20 protein-coding genes are annotated in these 17,183 nt (G+C 67.8%); 9 read left to right on the forward strand and 11 right to left on the reverse strand.

What is annotated here, in order from left to right:
* Positions 1 to 70: 70 nt before the first annotated feature.
* On the reverse strand, positions 71 to 664 hold the full coding sequence (locus ACFX4F_RS07420; RefSeq protein WP_099818956.1) for a mechanosensitive ion channel family protein: 594 nt from the start codon (positions 662 to 664) through the stop codon (positions 71 to 73).
* A 35-nt stretch (positions 665 to 699) separates the two neighbouring features.
* Complete coding sequence (locus tag ACFX4F_RS07425; protein WP_380653707.1) at positions 700 to 879, reverse strand: hypothetical protein; 180 nt, start codon at positions 877 to 879, stop codon at positions 700 to 702.
* Positions 880 to 1,005: 126 nt separating this feature from the next.
* On the opposite strand from ACFX4F_RS07425, the gene ACFX4F_RS07430 reads away from it, so the two are divergent.
* The 3 genes from ACFX4F_RS07430 to ACFX4F_RS07440 are packed head-to-tail and all read left to right on the forward strand — an operon-like array spanning position 1,006 to position 3,005.
* The gene (locus tag ACFX4F_RS07430) at positions 1,006 to 1,584 is read left to right on the forward strand and encodes an RNA polymerase sigma factor (protein WP_380653710.1); all 579 of its coding nucleotides are present in this window, start codon (positions 1,006 to 1,008) and stop codon (positions 1,582 to 1,584) included.
* Entirely contained in the window at positions 1,581 to 2,114 is a 534-nt protein-coding gene (locus ACFX4F_RS07435; RefSeq protein ID WP_099818959.1) for a hypothetical protein, read from the forward strand. Before ACFX4F_RS07430 ends, ACFX4F_RS07435 begins: the two co-directional genes overlap by 4 nt.
* A gap of 12 nt (positions 2,115 to 2,126) precedes the next feature.
* Positions 2,127 to 3,005 (forward strand): DUF4097 family beta strand repeat-containing protein, encoded by an 879-nt coding sequence (locus ACFX4F_RS07440; RefSeq protein ID WP_180166255.1) that lies wholly within the window; start codon positions 2,127 to 2,129, stop codon positions 3,003 to 3,005.
* Positions 3,006 to 3,054: 49 nt separating this feature from the next.
* Here the strand turns inward: ACFX4F_RS07440 and ACFX4F_RS07445 are convergent, their stop codons facing one another.
* The 3 genes from ACFX4F_RS07445 to ACFX4F_RS07455 form a co-directional block, all read right to left on the reverse strand.
* Positions 3,055 to 3,237: a hypothetical protein gene (locus tag ACFX4F_RS07445; protein ID WP_025879072.1), complete on the reverse strand. Its 183-nt coding sequence runs from the start codon at positions 3,235 to 3,237 to the stop codon at positions 3,055 to 3,057.
* An 11-nt stretch (positions 3,238 to 3,248) separates the two neighbouring features.
* Entirely contained in the window at positions 3,249 to 3,542 is a 294-nt protein-coding gene (locus tag ACFX4F_RS07450) for a YkgJ family cysteine cluster protein (protein ID WP_051501656.1), read from the reverse strand.
* 230 nt (positions 3,543 to 3,772) lie between these two features.
* Positions 3,773 to 5,134 carry an Hsp70 family protein gene (locus tag ACFX4F_RS07455; protein WP_099818961.1) on the reverse strand — a complete coding sequence of 454 codons (1,362 nt, stop codon included), beginning with the start codon at positions 5,132 to 5,134 and terminating at the stop codon, positions 3,773 to 3,775.
* 179 nt (positions 5,135 to 5,313) lie between these two features.
* Here ACFX4F_RS07455 and ACFX4F_RS07460 point away from each other — a divergent pair, with 179 nt between their 5' ends.
* On the forward strand, positions 5,314 to 5,649 hold the full coding sequence (locus ACFX4F_RS07460) for a zinc ribbon domain-containing protein YjdM (RefSeq protein ID WP_099818962.1): 336 nt from the start codon (positions 5,314 to 5,316) through the stop codon (positions 5,647 to 5,649).
* Positions 5,650 to 5,656: 7 nt separating this feature from the next.
* Here ACFX4F_RS07460 and ACFX4F_RS07465 read toward each other — a convergent pair whose 3' ends face one another.
* The gene (locus ACFX4F_RS07465; RefSeq protein ID WP_380653715.1) at positions 5,657 to 6,814 is read right to left on the reverse strand and encodes a tetratricopeptide repeat protein; all 1,158 of its coding nucleotides are present in this window, start codon (positions 6,812 to 6,814) and stop codon (positions 5,657 to 5,659) included.
* Between the two features lie 228 nt (positions 6,815 to 7,042).
* On the opposite strand from ACFX4F_RS07465, the gene ACFX4F_RS07470 reads away from it, so the two are divergent.
* The 4 genes from ACFX4F_RS07470 to ACFX4F_RS07485 all read left to right on the forward strand — a co-directional run bounded on the left by ACFX4F_RS07470 (position 7,043) and on the right by ACFX4F_RS07485 (position 9,913).
* Positions 7,043 to 7,645: a hypothetical protein gene (locus ACFX4F_RS07470; RefSeq protein WP_089236395.1), complete on the forward strand. Its 603-nt coding sequence runs from the start codon at positions 7,043 to 7,045 to the stop codon at positions 7,643 to 7,645.
* A 49-nt stretch (positions 7,646 to 7,694) separates the two neighbouring features.
* On the forward strand, positions 7,695 to 7,874 hold the full coding sequence (locus ACFX4F_RS07475; RefSeq protein WP_229980123.1) for an oxidoreductase-like domain-containing protein: 180 nt from the start codon (positions 7,695 to 7,697) through the stop codon (positions 7,872 to 7,874).
* Positions 7,871 to 8,488, forward strand: a complete 618-nt coding sequence (locus ACFX4F_RS07480) for a DUF998 domain-containing protein (protein WP_380653718.1) — start codon at positions 7,871 to 7,873, stop codon at positions 8,486 to 8,488. The genes ACFX4F_RS07475 and ACFX4F_RS07480 overlap by 4 nt, the downstream gene beginning before the upstream one ends.
* A 96-nt stretch (positions 8,489 to 8,584) precedes the next feature.
* Positions 8,585 to 9,913 (forward strand): virulence factor family protein, encoded by a 1,329-nt coding sequence (locus ACFX4F_RS07485; RefSeq protein ID WP_380653721.1) that lies wholly within the window; start codon positions 8,585 to 8,587, stop codon positions 9,911 to 9,913.
* Positions 9,914 to 10,038: 125 nt separating this feature from the next.
* Here the strand turns inward: ACFX4F_RS07485 and mprF are convergent, their stop codons facing one another.
* Complete coding sequence (gene mprF, locus ACFX4F_RS07490) at positions 10,039 to 12,603, reverse strand: bifunctional lysylphosphatidylglycerol flippase/synthetase MprF (RefSeq protein ID WP_205406234.1); 2,565 nt, start codon at positions 12,601 to 12,603, stop codon at positions 10,039 to 10,041.
* A 193-nt stretch (positions 12,604 to 12,796) separates the two neighbouring features.
* On the opposite strand from mprF, the gene ACFX4F_RS07495 reads away from it, so the two are divergent.
* Positions 12,797 to 13,144, forward strand: coding sequence for a RidA family protein (locus ACFX4F_RS07495; protein WP_025879081.1), 348 nt, complete (start codon positions 12,797 to 12,799; stop codon positions 13,142 to 13,144).
* A 52-nt stretch (positions 13,145 to 13,196) separates the two neighbouring features.
* Here the strand turns inward: ACFX4F_RS07495 and rnfB are convergent, their stop codons facing one another.
* The 4 genes from rnfB to ACFX4F_RS07515 form a co-directional block, all read right to left on the reverse strand.
* Entirely contained in the window at positions 13,197 to 13,610 is a 414-nt protein-coding gene (rnfB, locus tag ACFX4F_RS07500; protein WP_380653726.1) for an Rnf electron transport complex subunit RnfB, read from the reverse strand.
* 24 nt (positions 13,611 to 13,634) lie between these two features.
* Positions 13,635 to 14,225, reverse strand: a complete 591-nt coding sequence (locus ACFX4F_RS07505; RefSeq protein WP_380653736.1) for an HAD family hydrolase — start codon at positions 14,223 to 14,225, stop codon at positions 13,635 to 13,637.
* A 76-nt stretch (positions 14,226 to 14,301) separates the two neighbouring features.
* On the reverse strand, positions 14,302 to 16,380 hold the full coding sequence (gene metG, locus ACFX4F_RS07510; protein WP_380653729.1) for a methionine--tRNA ligase: 2,079 nt from the start codon (positions 16,378 to 16,380) through the stop codon (positions 14,302 to 14,304).
* Between the two features lie 102 nt (positions 16,381 to 16,482).
* On the reverse strand, positions 16,483 to 16,932 hold the full coding sequence (locus ACFX4F_RS07515; protein ID WP_100553177.1) for a DUF2147 domain-containing protein: 450 nt from the start codon (positions 16,930 to 16,932) through the stop codon (positions 16,483 to 16,485).
* Positions 16,933 to 17,183 lie beyond the last annotated feature (251 nt).

Consider the following 17,183-nt stretch of genomic DNA (forward strand, 5'->3'; position numbering starts at 1 on the left):
GGTGGCCGGCCCGCGGCCGCCACTACCGCCTCTGCGGGCGCAGGGCACAGCCCTGCCGACCAACCTAACCTCAGCCGTCGCCCTGGATGCCGCCAGGCGCCTGCGTCGGGTCGCGCCAGCGGCGCACCGTGCGTTGGAAGAACAGGTTGTTCGGCAGCTGCAGCACCGTGCCCTCGTGGCCGTCACCGGTTTCCTGCAGCGTGGTGTAGATCAGGTTGACGTCGATCACCCGGCCCTTCAGCCCGGGCTTTTCGCCGTTCTCCAGCACTTCGATGTAGTCATGCAGGCGGAACGGCCGCGTGGTGAAGATCAGCAGCGTGCAGAAGATGTTGGACAGCACGCTCCAGGCCGCGAAGAACGCCACCGCACCCACCGCTGCGAAGCCGGTGAAGGCCGTCCACAGTACCGAGGGCGAGGCGCCGAGCAGGCTGAGGATGTACAGCACCGCGCTGAAATAGACCACGAAACTGGTGATCCGGCGCGCACCCATCACCATTTCCGGTGGCAACGTGTAGTGATCGGCGAAGCGGCGGATCAGGCGCCGCGCCAGCACCCGCAGCAGCCAGGCGGCGAGCAGGGTGACCAGGATCTGCAGGGCGATCCCGATGTCATGCAGCCAGGGGTGGGTCCAGGCGGGCAGGTGGTCCTTCAGCGACAACATCATGGGGCGACAACGTGTGACGGAAACAGGGCTTGATGTTACCCGGCGCGTGTCGGTGTTTCGACCGCCTGTGTCCAGGCAAGGCAGACAAGGTCCTGTTTGTGCTGCTGCAGGCAGGCGCGGCCGCTGTCGGCGCGCCAGTGCAGGGAAACGCCGAACGCCTGCAGCAGCATGCAGACCACGATCGCCAGCAGGGCGGCGCAGGAAGGACTGGACATGGGAGGCTCCTGGCCGGGCAGGCCTGCGGGGGACCTGGGATGGATGCAGCCAGCCGCGAAAAGGTTGCAAGCGGAAAGCGCATCGGCAGATCTAAACCTTTTTCCGGCAGGCTGCATCCAACGGATATGCTCGACACCACCATGCCCGCGCCGCCTGCCGCCAACGACGTCGTCGACGAAACCGCTTTGGTGCGTGCGGCGGCGGCCGGCGATACCGCTGCCTACGAACTGCTGTATCGGCGGCACTCGCCGCGGGTGTTTGCCACCTTGTGGCGGCTGTGCGGCGGCCAGCAGGCACGTGCCGAGGATGCACTGCAGGAGGCGTTCCTGCAGGCATGGAAGGCACTGCCCGGCTTTCGTTTCGAGAGCAGCGTGTCGACCTGGCTGCATCGGTTGGGGGTCAACGCCGCGTTGATGGAACTGCGCGGCCGCGCCGCCGGGCATGACCACGACAGCCTGGACGACGTGGACGGCGGATTGCCGGAGATGGCGGTGCATGACGGTTGCGCCGGCACCGAACGCGATCTGGAACGCGCATTGGCGACCCTGCCACCGCGCGCACGTGCGGTGCTGGTGCTGCACGATATCGAAGGCTGGAAACATCATGAAATCGCCGGCCAGCTGCAGATGGCGGTCGGTAGTTCCAAAGCACAGCTGCATCGCGCGCGTGGCCTGCTGCGCGCGCGGCTGGGAGACATGACATGAGTACACACGACCACGATTCCGACCACGACCTGCTGGCCCGGCTGCGCGCGCTGCCGAGCGAACGCAGCGTACCCACCGATGGCTGGGAACGCCTGTCGGCGCGGTTGCCACCCCGCGAGCCGGTTGCCGCGCAGGTGCCGACGGACAACGTGGTGGCGTTGCCACTGCGCAGCCGTCGACGCTGGTGGTTGCCGGTTGGCGCGGCGCTGGCGGCCAGCCTCGCGCTCTACGCGGTGGCGCCATGGCGGCATGCGCAGCTGGACGCGCCGGCACCGTCCGCCCTGCAACTGCAGGCCGCGGCGATGACCGAGCAGTACCAGCAGGCCGTGGCTTCGCTGCCTGATGGGCGGGCGCCGGAATGGCAGCCCGCCCTGCACGAACTGGATGAAAGTGCGGCACAGATCCGTGCCGCGCTGGCGCAGGACCCGCGTGCCCCGCACCTGCTTGGCCAGCTCAGGCGCACTTATGCGCTGCGGCTGGAACTGACCCGGCAGGCGGCCTATGCCGCCGAATCCGGCTTGACGACCTGAGGAGACCCCCCGATGCGAACCCTTTTCCCCTTCTGCGCGGCCCTGCTGCTGGTGCCCACCATGGCGCTGGCCGACACCCGCATCGACGAACGCCACACGCTGGCTGCGGGCGGTCGTATCGAATTGAGCAATGTGGCCGGCAAGGTGAGCGTGCGCGGCTGGGACCGCAACGACGTGCAGCTTACCGGCACGCTCAGCGACGGCCTGCAGCTGCGCCAGGAAAAGAGCGCCAACCGTGTGCGTTGGGAAATCGAGTATCCGCGACGCGGCAACAGTGGCGGCGCCACCCTGACCCTCAACGTGCCGCGCTCGGTGGAACTGCTGCTGAGCACGGTCAGTGCCAGCCAGGACATCAGCGGCATTGACGTGCGCCGACTGCAGGCCGATACGGTCAGTGGCAGCCTGAGTGCATCGGGTCGCAGTGGCGACAGCAAGCTCAATACGGTCAGTGGCAGTGTCAATGCGCGACTGCAGACGCCGAAGCTGGACGTGAACACCGTCAGTGGCCGCATCGAAGCCGGCGGCGGCGTGTCGGGCGATATCGGTGCGCAGACGGTGTCCGGCCGGGTCGAGGTCGACGCCGGTCGCGTGCAGCGGCTTGCGGTGGAAACCGTGTCGGGCAGCATCGACCTGTCGGCGGCCGGGCTGGCACCGGGCGGGCGCATCAACGTGGAGTCGGTCAGTGCATCGGTCAGCCTGCGGCTGCCGCGCACGGTGTCGGCGCAGCTGTCGGTGAACAGCTTCAGCGGGTCGATCAACAGCGACGCCGGCAAGGTCGAGCGGCCGCGCTATGGACCGGGCAGCAGCCTGGATGCCCGCCTGGGCAGCGGCGACGGCGATATCCGCGTGCAGTCGCACTCGGGCAGTGTGCAGGTACGCCTGGACCGCTGAGCGCGGCCCGGCAGGCCGCGGCGGCAGCGCCGCCGCGGTCGGGGGTGGGTCAGCTGGCTTTCTTCAGCGCCCAGGTGGTACCGAGAACTTCAATCTTGCCACCGCTCTTGCGGAACGCGGCCAGGTCGGAGGCGATCGAGTCGCTGTTGACCACGGTGCTGGCGGATGCGCCCTTGCGTTCGCTGCGGATGCTGTTGCTGGCCTTCGCGGGGGTCTTTGCCTTGCGGGGCATGGTTGCTCCTGTCAGGTGGAAGGGGAGGAAAGCGCGCAGGACTCAGCCTGGCGCAGGTAGTCCTGCCGCTCGCGGCGGCAGTCGTCGCCGCCCATCGAGAACTGGCGGCAGATCGCCGGGCGCTGCGAATAGATCGTGCAGCGCAGGTGATACGGATCGATCGCCGCGCACCAGCCTTCCTCGTTGCGCGCCATCACGGCACGGCCGTGGGCGTCGCGCGACAGGAACTGGCCGGGCACGTGATCGCCGGGCTGCAGCAGGACCGGCAACCGGCAACAGACCGCGTCACAACGGCGGCAGTCGATGGGTGCTGGTTCAGCGTCAGGTTGTACGGCCACAGGGGCCTGGCGGGTGCCCAAAGCGGGTCTCGATGGCGGCTCGGGTAGTACGCAGACCATGATCGAGCCAGAGGGCATGGTCGCCAGACCCGCTGGGCGGGGCAGGCTGCACCATGGGTACACACACCGGCGAGGCCAGCGGAAGGTGCAGCGGTTTTCTAGCCGGCCAAGGGTAGCGCAGACCGCGTAACGTTTTGTTAATCCCGGCTGGCTGCCGCCAGCGCAAGGCCCTGGACGACTCCCAACGAGGGCTCGCCGTGGACCATGCGGGCGCCCGGGAAGGCCTCGGCAGCGGCCTGCCGCAGGTAGCCGGCGCGGGACATGCCGCCGGTCAGGAACACCGCGTCCGGGTCGCCGCCGATGTCATTGCGGACCTGCGCAAGCAGTTCGCGGATCTGGGTCAGGTAACCATGGGCGGCGGCGGCCAGACCGTCGGCGCTGTTGTCCACGTGCAGGTCGCGGGCGATGTAGTCCAGTGTGCTGCGATGCTCGCTGGCGCCGCTGAGGGCGATCTTGGCGCGCTCGACATCGCGGTACAGGCGGGCAGTGTTGCCGGTGTCCTGCAGTGCCTGCAGGCGCGCGCCCCACGGCGCATCCACGTTGTCGTAGTTGTGCTGGCGGAACTCGCGCTGGCGGGTCATGTCCTGCACGGTGGCCGCTTCCACGTAGTGGTGGGTGGGTACGCGGGTGATGCCACGGCCGAACAGCGGCATGTAACCGGACAGGCTCAGGGCCAGGTCGATATCGGTACCGCCGCGGGCTATACCCCAGGCGCGGTGGATGCGTGGCGCTTCGCTGCCGCCCACTTCGGCGTGCGCGATGTCGGTGGTGCCGCCGCCGATATCGACGATCACCGCCTGATGGCGATCGCTGCTTTCAGCGTGGTAATGCATCGCGGCGGCAGCGGGTTCTTCAAGGAAGTCGATCTGGTCGAAGCCGGCCTGGCTGGCCGCTTCGCGCAGGATGTCCAGGGCCTGGTCGTTGCCGGCCTCACCGATCGAGCTGCGGAACTGCACCGGGCGGCCGAGCAGGGCGCTGCGCAGCGGCTGGCCGAGCTGGGCGCTGGCAGTCAAGCGGATGTGTTCGAGGATGTGCGCGGCGATGCCGGTGATGGTCTGCCGCGCGCGCGGGTGCAGGTTGTAGCCGAGCATGGACTTCGGGCTCTGCACGAGGTTGCCCTCGTGCTCCTCGAAATACGCTTCCAGCGCGTCGTCGCCATAGACCGCGTTCTGCAGCAGGTCGCTGGCACTGCGTTCCTTTCCAGCGCGCGCCTCCATCCACTCCCGGCGCAGGGCGCGCAAGGCCTCGCGGCGCAGGGCCTGTGGCGTGCGTTCCTGGCCGGCGGCGCGGGCGGCACGGGCGGCGCTGTCGATCAGCTGCTGTAGTTCGTGTTCCTGCCCGGCGTCGAGCTGGAAATCGTCCGGGTCAGGCACCACGCCGGGGAAGTACACGCTGGTACGGAACTGTTCGGCCTCGCCGAAGCGGATCGGCAGCAGCGTCCCATCACGCACGATGGCGGCGGCGGAGTTGCTGGTACCGAAGTCGATGCCGAGGCGCATGGGGAGGTCCGGGGACGATCAGGGGCCGCGCACTCTGCTGGAGTTTGCCGCGCGCTGCAAGTTCCGCTGCCTGCCTTGTGCGGGGGCGGGCGGGGGCCCAGCCGGGACGCCGCCGGAAAATGAACGAAAAGGCCGGGCGGTTACAATGGCGGCTGTTGATTCATTTTGAGGTACTTGCGATGTCTTCTGTTCCCGCCTGCCCGCAGTGCACCCTGGAAAACACCTATGCCGATGGTGCGCTGTGGATCTGCGCCGACTGCGGCTTCGAGTGGACGGCCGAAGAAGGTGCTGGCTCGACCCTGGTCGTGCGTGACAGCAACGGCAATACCCTGCAGACCGGCGACACCGTCACCGTGATCAAGGACCTGAAGGTCAAGGGTTCCTCGATCCCGCTCAAGCAGGGCACCGTGATCCGCAACATCCGCCTGGTCGAAGACGATGCCGAACACATCGAAGGCAACTCGGACAAGATCAAGGGGCTGGTGCTGAAGACCTGCTTCCTCAAGAAGGCCTGATCGCGCCTCAGCGCTTGGCCTGCTGCGCCCGCCAGCGGGCCAGGCTGTCCAGCTTGGCCTGGTAGCGGGCCTGCTGGGTTGAACCGCCCAGTTCCTGCGCCCGCAGCAGTTCGCGGTCTGCACGCTGCAGCCGGCCGGTCAGGAAATACACCCGCGCCAGGCCGAAGTGGAACTGGTGCGCGGTGTCGTACAGGCGCACCGCGCGCCGGTAATAGGTGATCGCTTTGTCCAGGTCGCCAGCGCGTTCGGCCTGGGCACCCTGCATGTACTGTGCGAACGGATCCTCGCGTTGCACCGACTGCAGCTTCTTCTGCATGGCCTGCGCCTGCGCCGTCATGCCGAGCTTGCGATAGAGCGCACTGGCGTTGTTCAGCGCCGCGCTCTGGCGTCCGTCCAGGCGCAGGGCGGTGTCCAGCGCCGTGCGAGCTCCCTGGTCATCGCCCAGGCGGTTGTCGAGCACGCCGATGTTGTTCCACGTCGCGGCGAATGTGGGGTCCTGCGCCAGCGCCGCATCGAAGAAGGCACGCGCGCCGCTCAGGTCGCCATCGGCCAGATGTTCCGCGCCGCGGTTGTTGTAGTAGTGCGCCAATGCCCGCTCACGGCCGATGGGCTGCGGCCCATGGCGGTCGTACAGCACGTTGCGGTCCAGGTCGACGGTGCCGTAGCGGCCGCCGACATCCACGCCGGCGTTGACGTGCCCGACGTTGTAGACCACGCCCTGGTCCTGGTCCTGGTACCACGACACCACCTGGCCGACTTCCTGCACCCGCGCCTGGATGCCGGCCTCACGGGCGAGCGTGACGAACAGCAGGGTGAAAGCGAGGCAGTTGGCGCGCTGGTGCTGCCAGATCTCGCTGACGGTGTAGGTCGCATCGGCGTCGTACTGCAGGTCCAGGCCGTGCTGGCTGAAGATCATTTCCACCAGCGCCTGCAGGCGCTGATCGCGCGAGTAACTACGGCTGATCACCTGTTTCTGCAGCATCTCGCGCATCGCCGGCGGGATCGCGAACACCTGTTCGGGCGTCGGCACGCTGGCGGCGGTGACCTTTACGGTGGAGATGGTCGGGATGGCGGGCGCAGGAGCCGCAGCATCCTGCGCGGACAGGGCTGGCGCGCCGAGCGCGGCCAGTGACAGGAGAAAGCATCGAGCGGCAAGACGGCGCATGACGGTTTCCGGCAGCGGCGGGCGCTCCCGCCTGCAGCCAGTGTAGACCTGCATGTGGCGGTCCGCATCCACTGGCGATCAGCGCGTCGATCATCCACAGCCGGTGTGGACCAGCGCGCGACAAACCTGTGGACAACTGCTGCCGGGCCTTGCCTGGCGCGGCGCGTGAAATGATGGTGAAAAAACAGCCAGCTTGCCCGGCGTTGCCAAGGGCGGGATCATCCACGCATGGACTTCGCCCCGCTGACCCTCGCTCCCGCGCACTGGCAGGCACTGCAGGATGCCTATGCGACGCCGCCGCGCGCCTACCACCACTTCGGCCACGTGCGCGCGGTCCTGCAGCATTGCCAGGCGGTGGCCGAGGGGCCGGGCTGGCAGCAGCCGGCCGAGGTCTACCTGGCGGCGCTGTACCACGATGCGGTCTACCAGGCCGGGCGCAAGGACAACGAGGCAAAGTCGGCCGCGCTGGCCCTGCAGGCCATCGCGGACTCACCGGAGCTGGCATCGGTGGACGCCGGCCGGGTCGAGCAGTTGATCCTGCTTACCGCCCGCCATGGCGCGCTGGGCCCGGCCGATGTCGATGCCGAAGCCGCGTTGTTCCTGGATTGCGACATGGCGATCCTGGCGGCGCCGGAAGCGGTGTTCTCCGCCTACGACCGTGGCGTGGCCGAAGAGTACAAGGGCGTGGTGCCGGGCTTCCTGTACCGCGCCGGGCGCCGGCGCTTCCTGCAGGGGCTGCTGCGTGCGCCGCGGATCTTCCTCAGCGACTTTTTCGACCAGCGGCTTGATGCTGCCGCGCGGGCCAACCTGCGCCGCCAACTGGGCGCCTGAGCGCGCCGCTACACTATCCACCTGCAACCGCGTGGTGCTGTTTCCAGCCGTGACCGTCTCCGATACCCCTGCCGATCCCCGTCCGCTGCCGCCGGAAGAACCCGGCCCCAACGAATGCTGCGGCAGTGGCTGCCCGCTGTGCGTGCTCGACCTGTACAGCGAGGAGCTGCAGCGTTACCGCAAGGTGCTGGCTGAGTGGAAGGCACGGCATCCGGACGCCGACCCATGAGTCGTGCCCGTCCAGCCGCGATGCTGGCGCTGGTGGCACTGCTGTTGTTCGTGGCGACCACGTTGTGGACGCAGTTCGCGCGTGCGGATCTGGATTGGGTGAAGGCTACCCTGAGCCTGTACCTGCATGGGCCGTGGGGCCTGGCGCTACGCACGGCCTATTGCCTGCTGGCACTGGCCATCGCCGTGCTCGGTATTGCGTTGTACCGGTACAGCGTGGGGCCACGGCGCAGCGCAGCGGCACCGTTGCTGTTCTGCGTGGCTGCCGGCGGCCTCGCCACCGTTGCCATCGGTGACAGCTGGCTGCCCGAGGCAACACCGTTGCTGGCACCGCTGATCCACGGCCTGGCCGCCAATACCGCCTTTCTGTGCGCCAGCGTCGGCATGCTGCTGCAGGCCTGGTACTTGCGCCGCGAGCCGGGCTGGCGGGGCAGTGCGGCGCTGTTGTGGGGCTGGGCATGGCTGGCCTTCGTGCTGTTGTGGATGCATGTGCTGTGGCGCGGTGGGCCACCGCGCGGGCTGGGGCAGAAACTGGTGATCGCGGTAATCGTTGGATGGTTGATCTGGCTGGCGCTGGCGCTGTATCGCCGCGGGCGTACCACCGGCACCCGCTGAATCGACCACCCGCTGCGTTGCGGGTCGCCTGTACCGGTACGTGCCGTGCACGCAGCGGCGGCGTATCGTGTGCGCATTCCAACGGGATGCGAAACGATGCGTGCAGGGCTGGGCAGGGCGATGGGGCTGGTGTTGGCGTTGGCGGCGTTGCCAGCGGTGGCGGCAGTGCAGCAGGTCAGCCACGGACGCTTCGATCAGGTGCCGGTGCATGTGCCGGCCGGGGCGCCACAACGGGTGGTGATCTGGTTCCATGATGGTGCTGATGCCGGCCGCAGCCCGATCGAAGCGCTGCGTGCCGATGGTGCGCTGGTCGCATCGGTGGATGTGGCCCACCTGCGCGGCGTGCTCAAGCGCGAAGGCAACAGCAGCTGCGCGTTCGGGGCGGGCGATGTCGAGAATTTCTCGCGTTGGGTGCAGGCATTCCTGCATCTACCGGGGTATCACCTGCCGTTGGTCGGTGGCAGCGGCGAAGGCGCCGAGCTGGCCTATGCGCTGGCAGCACAGGCCGACACCCAGGTCTTCGCCGGCCTGTTGACCTCGGGTTTCTGCCCGGCGCACACGCACGAGCGCATGGTCTGCGGCGATGGCGTGAAGCACGACCGCCTGCAGCCCAGTGAACTGAACTTCCCGTGGTTGAACGCGGCCGGTGCGCCGGGGTGTTCAACCAACAGCGCCGGCCCGTTCGTGCAGCAGGTTGCGATGGCCCGCGAATTCAAGCGCACCGTTGCCGGCGATGCGACACCGGGGCTGGTGGCAGCCGCCCGGGTAATCGGCGCGCAGGCCGGGGTCGCGCTGGCACCGCCGCCGGATGCCCTGAAGGGGCTGCCGGTAGTGGAAGTGCCGGCGCAGGGCAGCGGTGACACACTGGCGGTGTTCGTTTCCGGCGATGGCGGCTGGGCCGGCCTGGACAAGGACGTAGCGGGTGCCCTGGCCGAACATGGCGTGGCGGTGGTCGGCCTCGATTCGCTGCGTTACTTCTGGAGCGAACGCACGCCGCAGGGATTCGCTGTCGATCTGCAGAAGATCATCGGTCACTACCGCCAGCAATGGCAGCGCGACAAGGTGATGTTGATCGGTTTCTCGCAGGGCGCCGATGTGCTGCCGGCCACCATCAACCAGCTGGATGCAGGCACTCGCGCTGGTCTCGAGCGCATCGTGCTGCTGTCGGTGGGCAAGAACGCCGACTTTGAATTCCATGTCAGCAACTGGCTGGGCGGTGGTGGTGGCGGCCTGCCGATCGCGCCGGAAGTGGCCAAGCTGCCGGCGGACAGGACTCTGTGCGTGTACGGCGACAAGGACGAGGACGCGCTGTGCCCCGATCTGCCGGGCAACGATGGCGTGCACAAGGTCAAGCTGCCGGGTGACCATCACTTCGGCGGTGACTACGATCGCCTTGCCGAGGTGATCCTCAAGGGCGGCGCGTAGGCCCTGGTAGACGCCGACCTTGGTCGGCGCTTGGGCTTGGAACTCCATGGCAGGAAGTGTGTCGACCAAGGTCGACACCTACCGGGTGGCAGGTAGCGCCGGGCCATGCCCGGCGGATCGTGACCTCAATTCCGCCGCGGGTCCAGCGAGATCAGCCGCGTGGCATCCAGCAGTGCGGCCGGCAGGTGCATGCCGCCGGGCGCGGCCAGGTAGCGCGGTCGCCACTGCGGATCGAACTTCGACTTGAACCGGCGCAGGCCGCTGAAGCCATAGAAGCGTTCGCCATGCCGTGCGAGCAGGCCGGCCAGGCGGTTCCAGCGACCGGCCAGACGATGCTGGGCCAGGCCGGACAGTGGCGCCATGCCCAGCGAGAACCGTGCATACCCCTGCGCGCGCCCCCACAGGAACAGCTCGATGAACAGGAAATCCATCGTGCCCTTCGGCGCGTCGCTGACGTGGCGCATCAGGTCCACTGACAACTCAGCGCCCGCCGGTGCCTGCCACAGGTTGGCAAAGGCCACGATGCGGCCTTCGGCTTCGACCAGGGCGATCGGGAAACGCACCAGATAGTCCGGGTCGTAGCTGCCCAGCGAGAAGCCCTTCTCGTCGCCGGACTTGTCGTCCAGCCACGCGTTGGAAATGGCATGCAGGCGTGGCAGCAGGGCAGGGATCTCTTCCGCCGGTGCAACGCGGAAGGACAGCCCACCGCGCTTGCCGCGGTTCCAGGCTTGCCGCAGGTCGGCACGCTCACGGCCTTCCAGGCCGAAGTCGTGCAGCGGCACCATGGCCTCCTCACCCAGCTTGACCAGGCCCAGCCCGAGATCGAGATAGGTCTGCCAATACGCTTCACCCACCTGGTAGAACACCGGGCGCAGGCCGAGCCGGTCGGCTTCCTCGCGGAAGCGCCAGATCAATGCACGCGCCACCTCGGGCGGCCCGACCGGATCGCCCATCGCGATCAGCGAGCCGCCGTAGCGCTGCATCATCACAAAGCCCTTGTGTTCCGCATCGCGCAGCACCGCCTTGTCGGCGGTCAGCACCAGGCAGGCCTGGGTGTCGGTAGCGCCGGCCAGCACCGGTGCCAGTGCCTGCAGGGTTGCATCGTCGGCAGGCGGCAGCGGGCTGCGCGTGCTGTGCAGCAACCGCGCCAGCCCGAACATCACCAGTGCCATCGCCACCAGCAGCAGCGCACGCAGCGCGCGCGGTGCATTGCCTGACACCGCGAACTGCCACCACAGCTCGTTCTGGTATTCGACATGGCTGTAGGTGAAGAACAGCAGCCACGTCACTGCCACCAGCACCAGGCCGAGGTTGCGCAGCCAGGGCCATGACCAGGCTTCGTCCAGCAGCGCGCCCTGACGATAGAATTCGCGACGTGCCGCCCACAGCGCCATCGCCACCAGCAGCGCCGACAGGGCGATCAGCGGTTGGCCACCGCGCAGCCAGATCGGCAGCGGCGCGATCACGCAGATCGCCATCGCCAGCATCCACGCCGCGTGGCTGCGGCGGGCCAGGCCCTGGCCGATCAGCAGCAGGGCGACACCGCCGAGGCTGCCGATCAGGTGCGAGGTTTCCAGGATCGGCAGTGAGGCATTGATCAGGTGCCGCCGTGGCGTGGGCAGGGTACCGTCGATGACCAGCGCGGCGCCGACACTGAAGGCGGCCAGCGCGATGATCTGCGGCAACCACGGGCGCAGCGCGTACCAGCCGGCGCGGGTTGCGCCTGCGCTCGCCTGCAGCGGTTGCCGCAGTGCGGGCGCCAGAGCCAGCACGGTGGCCAGCAGCAGCGGCAGCACGTAGTAGCTGACGCGGTAGATCAATGCCGCCGCCAGCACCGCAGCGGGCGCCACCTGCGGCAGCAGCTTCAGCAGGCTCCACTCGAACACGCCCAGGCCGGCCGGCACGGTGGAGACCAGGCCGGCCAGCACGGCCACCAGGTACAGGCCGACGAAACCAGGAAGCCCGGTCGGCGTGGAATCCGGCAGCAGCACGTAGAACGCGGCACTGGCCAACACCAGCTCGACCACGCTGAGCACGGTGACACCCAGCATGGTGCGTCGGTCGGGCAGCCACAGGCCATGGCCGAAGATGCGGAACTGGCGACCGTCGCGGCCGACCAGGATGAAGGTGGCGGCAAAGGCGATCAGTGCAACGATGCCGACCACGCGCACTGCAGCGGGATCCAGCGGTAGCGCAAGCGCGGCAGCGGCCGGCTCCATGCACAGCGCCACACCGATCAGCAGCCACGCGCCGAAGATGAAGCCCAGCGTGCTCATCAGCACCACCTGGCCGATCTGCGCCAGATCCAGGCCGGCACTGCGGTAGCCACGCAGGCGCACGGCACCACCGGTGAGTGCGGCAAAGCCCACGGTCTGGCCCAGGGTGTGGGCCAGGAAGGCGGTGATGCCGATCCGCGCCGGGTGCACGCGGATGCCGCTGCGGCGCAGGCCGATCGCATCGAAGCCGATCAGGCACGCGTAGCTGGCCAGGCCGAGCAGCACGGTCAGTGCGATCTGGGCACCGCTGAGCTGACGGAAGGCCTGGCGGATCGCGCGATAGCCGTGCTCATCGAATTCACCGGCCAGCCCGTGCAGGGCCAGCGCCAGGATCAACAATGGAACGACGATGGTGACGACCCGCTTCCAGGTCGGGGCAGAGGCGGCAGGGACGGAATCGGTAGGGGCGGTCATCGGCGCAAGGGTGCGGCAGCAAGGGCGAGGGCGGTGTCAACGCAGGGCGTCGCGCATCGTGCGCCTGCCAGCGCGGTTTGACCAGCGGTGCGGCTGTGCCGCCGCTGGCGGTATTCAGTGGCCGCACCGGGCACACACTTCCAACGCCGGCTGGGTGAGAATGCAGTTCAGACCACCCGCAGGAGCCACGCCCATGATGGAGCGTTACGACGTCGGACCGCGCATGTCCGAGATGACCGTGTACAACAAGGTCGCCTACCTTTCCGGCCAGATTCCGGAAGACACCAGCCAGGACATCACCGGGCAGACCCGGCAGGTGCTGGCCGAGATCGACAAGCTGCTGGCGCTGGTCGCCAGTGACCGCCAGCACGTGCTGCGTGCAGAGATCTTCCTGGCCGACATGGCTGATTTCGAGGGCATGAACAAGGCGTGGGACGAGTGGGTGGTAGAGGGCGCGACCCCGGCCCGCGCCACCGTCGAAGCCAAGCTCGCGCACGCCGAATGGAAGGTCGAGATCATCGTTACGGCGGCCGTGCCGTAATCACTGGACAGGGGTCAGATCCCTTTTCCGGAGGAAAAGGGATCTGACCCCGTTACAGTTTCACCAGCTCGATGCAATCCACCGGACACGGCGGAATACACAACTCGCAGCCGGTGCACAGATCCGCAATCACCGTGTGCATGTATTTCGCCCCACCGACGATCGCATCCACCGGACACGCCTGTATGCACTTCGTGCAGCCGATGCAGTCCGCCTCCACGATCGATGCCACCTGTGGCGCCTTGTGCTCGCCCCGCGATCGATCGAACGGCGGCGCCGGCACACCCAGCACCTGCGCCAACGCACGTGCACCGGCATCGCCACCCGGCGGACAACGATCCACGCCCACCTCGCCACGCGCCATCGCCTGCGCGTACGGGCGGCAGCCGTCGTAGCCGCATTGCCCACATTGGGTCTGCGGCAGCAAGCGGTCCAGGCGTTCGGTCAGGGGCGGAATCAGGCTCATGCGTGGCGAAGGCTGCGCGTGTGGTTACTTCAGGGGTTTGCCGCGGTACCAGCGCTCGTGCGCCAGCGCCAGCATCGGACGATCCTCGGCGCTGTCACCGTAGGCATGGATGCGTGTGTAGCGTGACAGATCGAACTGGCGACGGATGTGCTCGACCTTGCGCGGGCCACAATCGCCGCCGGCGTAGCGGCCGGTCAGGCGTCCGCTTTCGCTTTCCAGTCGATTGCAGATCAGCTGCAGGCCCAGTTGTTCGCACCACGGCCGTAGGTACAGATCCAGTGAACCGGATACCACCACTACGGTGTGCTGCTGCGCCTTGTGCCAGCGGATCTGCTCCAGCATTTCCGGACGCACGACATCGGGCAGGAACTCGCGGGAAAAGCCCGCCGCCAGCGTCTCGATGTCATCGGCGTGGCGCTCGCTGAAGGTCAACCGGGTCACCTGTGCACGGATGCGCTCGGCAGAGATCAGCTTCAGCTTGTACGCCAGCAGCCATGGGCCGACTTTCCACCACGCCTGTGCCAGCTGTTCGGCGGTGGCGACCCGGCGCAGGAAGCGGCCATAGGTGTCGCAGGTGGTAACGGTGTGGTCGAAGTCGAACAGCGCCAGTTCCAACGCAGCATCTCCCATCACGGTACCTCCCTTCGCGGTGCTCAAGGCTGGGCGCGGCCGGGGCCGCGCCCTTGTTGCATCAACGCACCGGCATGCCCGGCTGCGCGCTGCTGTCGGCGTCCAGCAGCGCCAGCGCGCCGCCATCGAAACCGGCCGACAGGATCATGCCTTCGCTCAGGCCGAAGCGCATCTTGCGCGGGGCCAGGTTGGCGATGAACACCACGCTGCGGCCGACCAGCGCTTCCGGCTCGCCGTAGCTGGCGCGGATGCCGGAGAAGATCTGGCGCTTGCCGAGTTCGCCCGCATCCAGTTCGAAACGCAGCAGCTTGTCCGAACCTTCCACGAACTCGCACACCAGCACCTTGCCGATGCGCAGGTCGAGCTTGGCGAAGTCGTCGATGCCGATGTAGGCCGGCGCGTCAGCGCTGTTTGCTTCGTCCTTGGCCACCACCGGTGCGGCAGGCTTTGCGGCTTCCGCCTTCGCTGCGGGGGCTGCAGCGGCAGCGGTCAGGGTGTCCTTGGAGGCGTCGATCATGGCGTCAATTTTCTTCGGGTCGATACGGGTGAACAGCGGGGTGTACTCGGTGATGCGGTGGCCGAGCAGCGGCTGTGCCAACTCGGTCCAGTCATTCACCGGCGCGGCCAGGAAGGCCTCGGCCTGCGCGGCGGTGGCCGGCAGCACCGGCTTCAAGGCGGTGACCAGCACGCGGAACAGGTTCAGGCCCTGGCTGCAGACCGCCTGCAGCTGCGCGTCGGCGCCTTCCTGCTTGGCGATCACCCACGGCTTGACGTCGTCGATGTAGCGGTTGGCTTCATCGGCCAGGGTCATGGTCAGGCGGATCGCCGCGGCCGGATCGTTGCGCTCGTACGCTTCACGGATCGGCGCCAGGCCATCGACGAAGCGCTGGTACTGCGCCGCGTCGGGCAGCTGCGCGGCCAGCTGGCCATCGAAGCGCTTGCTGACGAAACCGGCGCAGCGGCTGGCGAGGTTGACGAACTTGCCGACCAGATCGGCGTTGACGCGGGCGATGAAGTCGCCCAGGTTCAGGTCGAGGTCGTCGACGCCGCCACCGGACTTGGCGGCGAAGTAGTAGCGCAGCGCTTCCGGTTCCAGGCCGGCATCCAGGAACGTACGCGCCATCACGAAGGTGCCGCGCGACTTGCTCATCTTCGCGCCATCGACGGTCAGGTAGCCGTTGACGTGCAGGCGGGTCGGCGCACGGTGGCCGGTGCCGTGCAGCACCGCCGGCCAGAACAGGCCGTGGAAATTGACGATGTCCTTGCCGAGGAAATGATGCAGTTCGGTGCTGGTGCCGGCGCGCAGGTGCGCTTCGAAATCCTCGCCGATCCTGCTGCACAACGTCTGGAAGCTGGACAGGTAGCCGATCGGCGCGTCCAGCCAGACGTAGAAGTACTTGCCCGGCTGGCCGGGAATCTCGAAACCGAAATACGGCGCATCGCGCGAGATGTCCCACGCACGCAGGCCACCTTCGGCATTGAGCCATTCACCGAGCTTGGCCTTCACACCGGGCAGGGCGACATCGCCGGCCAGCCAGTCGCGCAGGAAGCCGTCGAAGTGGCCGACCTCGAAGAAGAAGTGCTCCGAATCGCGCATTTCCGGGGTTGCACCGGAGATCACCGAGCGCGGTTCCTTCAGGTCGGTCGGCGCATAGGTGGCGCCGCAGACTTCGCAGTTGTCGCCGTACTGGTCGGCGCTGCCGCAGTTCGGGCAGATGCCCTTGACGTAGCGGTCGGGCAGGAACATGCCCTTGGCCGGGTCGTAGAACTGCGCCACCGAGCGACGGCTGATGTGGCCGGCCGCTTCCAGCTTCAGGTAGAACGCCTCGGTCAGCGCCTTGTTGGCGGCCGAATTGGTCGAGTCGTAGTGGTCGAAGGCGACGCCAAAGGCGGCGAAATCGCGTTCGTGACTGGCCTGGATGTTGGCGATGAAGGTTTCCGGGGTGACCCCGGCCTTCTCCGCAGCCAGCATGATGGGCGTGCCGTGGGTGTCGTCGGCGCACACGAACCAGGCCTTGCCGCCGCTCATTCGACGCGCACGCACCCAGATGTCAGCCTGGATGTAGCCGACCAGGTGGCCCAGGTGCAGCGGGCCGTTGGCGTAGGGCAGGGCGGTGGTGACGAGCGCGGTACGGGTCATGGTCACGGGGTGCAGCCAGGGGGAACCGGGGATTATCGCATGCCCGCAACGCAGTGACCCGGCCGGAGCCGGGTCACTGGGGGCCGTGCAGGACCGGTGCGCTTACTCGCGCACCCAGGTCTGCGTGCGGCAGATGAAGGCGATGCAGCCGGCCACATCCAGCTTGGTGCCACCGGACTGGAGCTCCAGCTTGGACTTGTAGGTCTTGCCGTTGCCCGGGTCCAGGATGGTGCCGCCGGACCACTTGCTGGTGCTGCCCTTGTCCTGGGCCAGGTTCCAGAGGATGGTCATGCCGCGCACCGGCTTGTTCTTGTTGGCGCCTTCACAACCGTCGCAGACCGGGTTCGGGCCCTTGTCCGAATGCAGGATCTCGACCACCCGGCCGGTCAGCGTGCCGTTGGCGGCCTGGCTGATCTCGACGATCGACTTCACCTTGCCGGTCTTGTCGTCGATGGTCTTCCAGCGGCCGGCGGCACTGTCGGCGGCCTGCGCGGAGAGCGCGGCCAGGCACAGCGGCAGCGCCAGCAGCAGGGTCTTGAAGGTCTTGCGCATGGTCCCCTCCCAGGGTTCATTCCGGCACGATGCCGGTACGGGTCGACTGTATACCCATTCGGCGGGGTATGGGGAAGGGGGGGGGCTCGGCCGGGCGGCGCCCGGCACCCGCAACGGCAACGTCAAAGGCAACGGCAACAGCGGGCGTTCTGTGGGATGGCGGGGTGGGTCCGGTTGCGGGGGACGCTGCAAGTACGTCCATGTAAGCTCGGTCGCCGCATCCATGCGGCTCACGCCCCCGCAACCGGACC

The organism is Stenotrophomonas sp. YIM B13575 (assembly GCF_042787595.1).
GTDB classification, from domain to species: domain Bacteria; phylum Pseudomonadota; class Gammaproteobacteria; order Xanthomonadales; family Xanthomonadaceae; genus Stenotrophomonas; species Stenotrophomonas lactitubi_B.

Excerpts from the sequence above, each read along its gene's own strand:
- ACFX4F_RS07420 (WP_099818956.1), bottom strand. The coding sequence starts at position 664 with ATGATGTTGTCGCTGAAGGACCACCTGCCCGCCTGGACCCACCCCTGG.
- ACFX4F_RS07425 (WP_380653707.1), bottom strand. The coding sequence starts at position 879 with ATGTCCAGTCCTTCCTGCGCCGCCCTGCTGGCGATCGTGGTCTGCATG.
- ACFX4F_RS07430 (WP_380653710.1), top strand. The coding sequence starts at position 1,006 with ATGCTCGACACCACCATGCCCGCGCCGCCTGCCGCCAACGACGTCGTC.
- ACFX4F_RS07435 (WP_099818959.1), top strand. The coding sequence starts at position 1,581 with ATGAGTACACACGACCACGATTCCGACCACGACCTGCTGGCCCGGCTG.
- ACFX4F_RS07440 (WP_180166255.1), top strand. The coding sequence starts at position 2,127 with ATGCGAACCCTTTTCCCCTTCTGCGCGGCCCTGCTGCTGGTGCCCACC.
- ACFX4F_RS07445 (WP_025879072.1), bottom strand. The coding sequence starts at position 3,237 with ATGCCCCGCAAGGCAAAGACCCCCGCGAAGGCCAGCAACAGCATCCGC.
- ACFX4F_RS07455 (WP_099818961.1), bottom strand. The coding sequence starts at position 5,134 with ATGCGCCTCGGCATCGACTTCGGTACCAGCAACTCCGCCGCCGCCATC.
- ACFX4F_RS07460 (WP_099818962.1), top strand. The coding sequence starts at position 5,314 with ATGTCTTCTGTTCCCGCCTGCCCGCAGTGCACCCTGGAAAACACCTAT.
- ACFX4F_RS07465 (WP_380653715.1), bottom strand. The coding sequence starts at position 6,814 with ATGCGCCGTCTTGCCGCTCGATGCTTTCTCCTGTCACTGGCCGCGCTC.
- ACFX4F_RS07470 (WP_089236395.1), top strand. The coding sequence starts at position 7,043 with ATGGACTTCGCCCCGCTGACCCTCGCTCCCGCGCACTGGCAGGCACTG.
- ACFX4F_RS07480 (WP_380653718.1), top strand. The coding sequence starts at position 7,871 with ATGAGTCGTGCCCGTCCAGCCGCGATGCTGGCGCTGGTGGCACTGCTG.
- ACFX4F_RS07485 (WP_380653721.1), top strand. The coding sequence starts at position 8,585 with ATGCGTGCAGGGCTGGGCAGGGCGATGGGGCTGGTGTTGGCGTTGGCG.
- mprF (WP_205406234.1), bottom strand. The coding sequence starts at position 12,603 with ATGACCGCCCCTACCGATTCCGTCCCTGCCGCCTCTGCCCCGACCTGG.
- ACFX4F_RS07495 (WP_025879081.1), top strand. The coding sequence starts at position 12,797 with ATGATGGAGCGTTACGACGTCGGACCGCGCATGTCCGAGATGACCGTG.
- rnfB (WP_380653726.1), bottom strand. The coding sequence starts at position 13,610 with ATGAGCCTGATTCCGCCCCTGACCGAACGCCTGGACCGCTTGCTGCCG.
- metG (WP_380653729.1), bottom strand. The coding sequence starts at position 16,380 with ATGACCCGTACCGCGCTCGTCACCACCGCCCTGCCCTACGCCAACGGC.
- ACFX4F_RS07515 (WP_100553177.1), bottom strand. The coding sequence starts at position 16,932 with ATGCGCAAGACCTTCAAGACCCTGCTGCTGGCGCTGCCGCTGTGCCTG.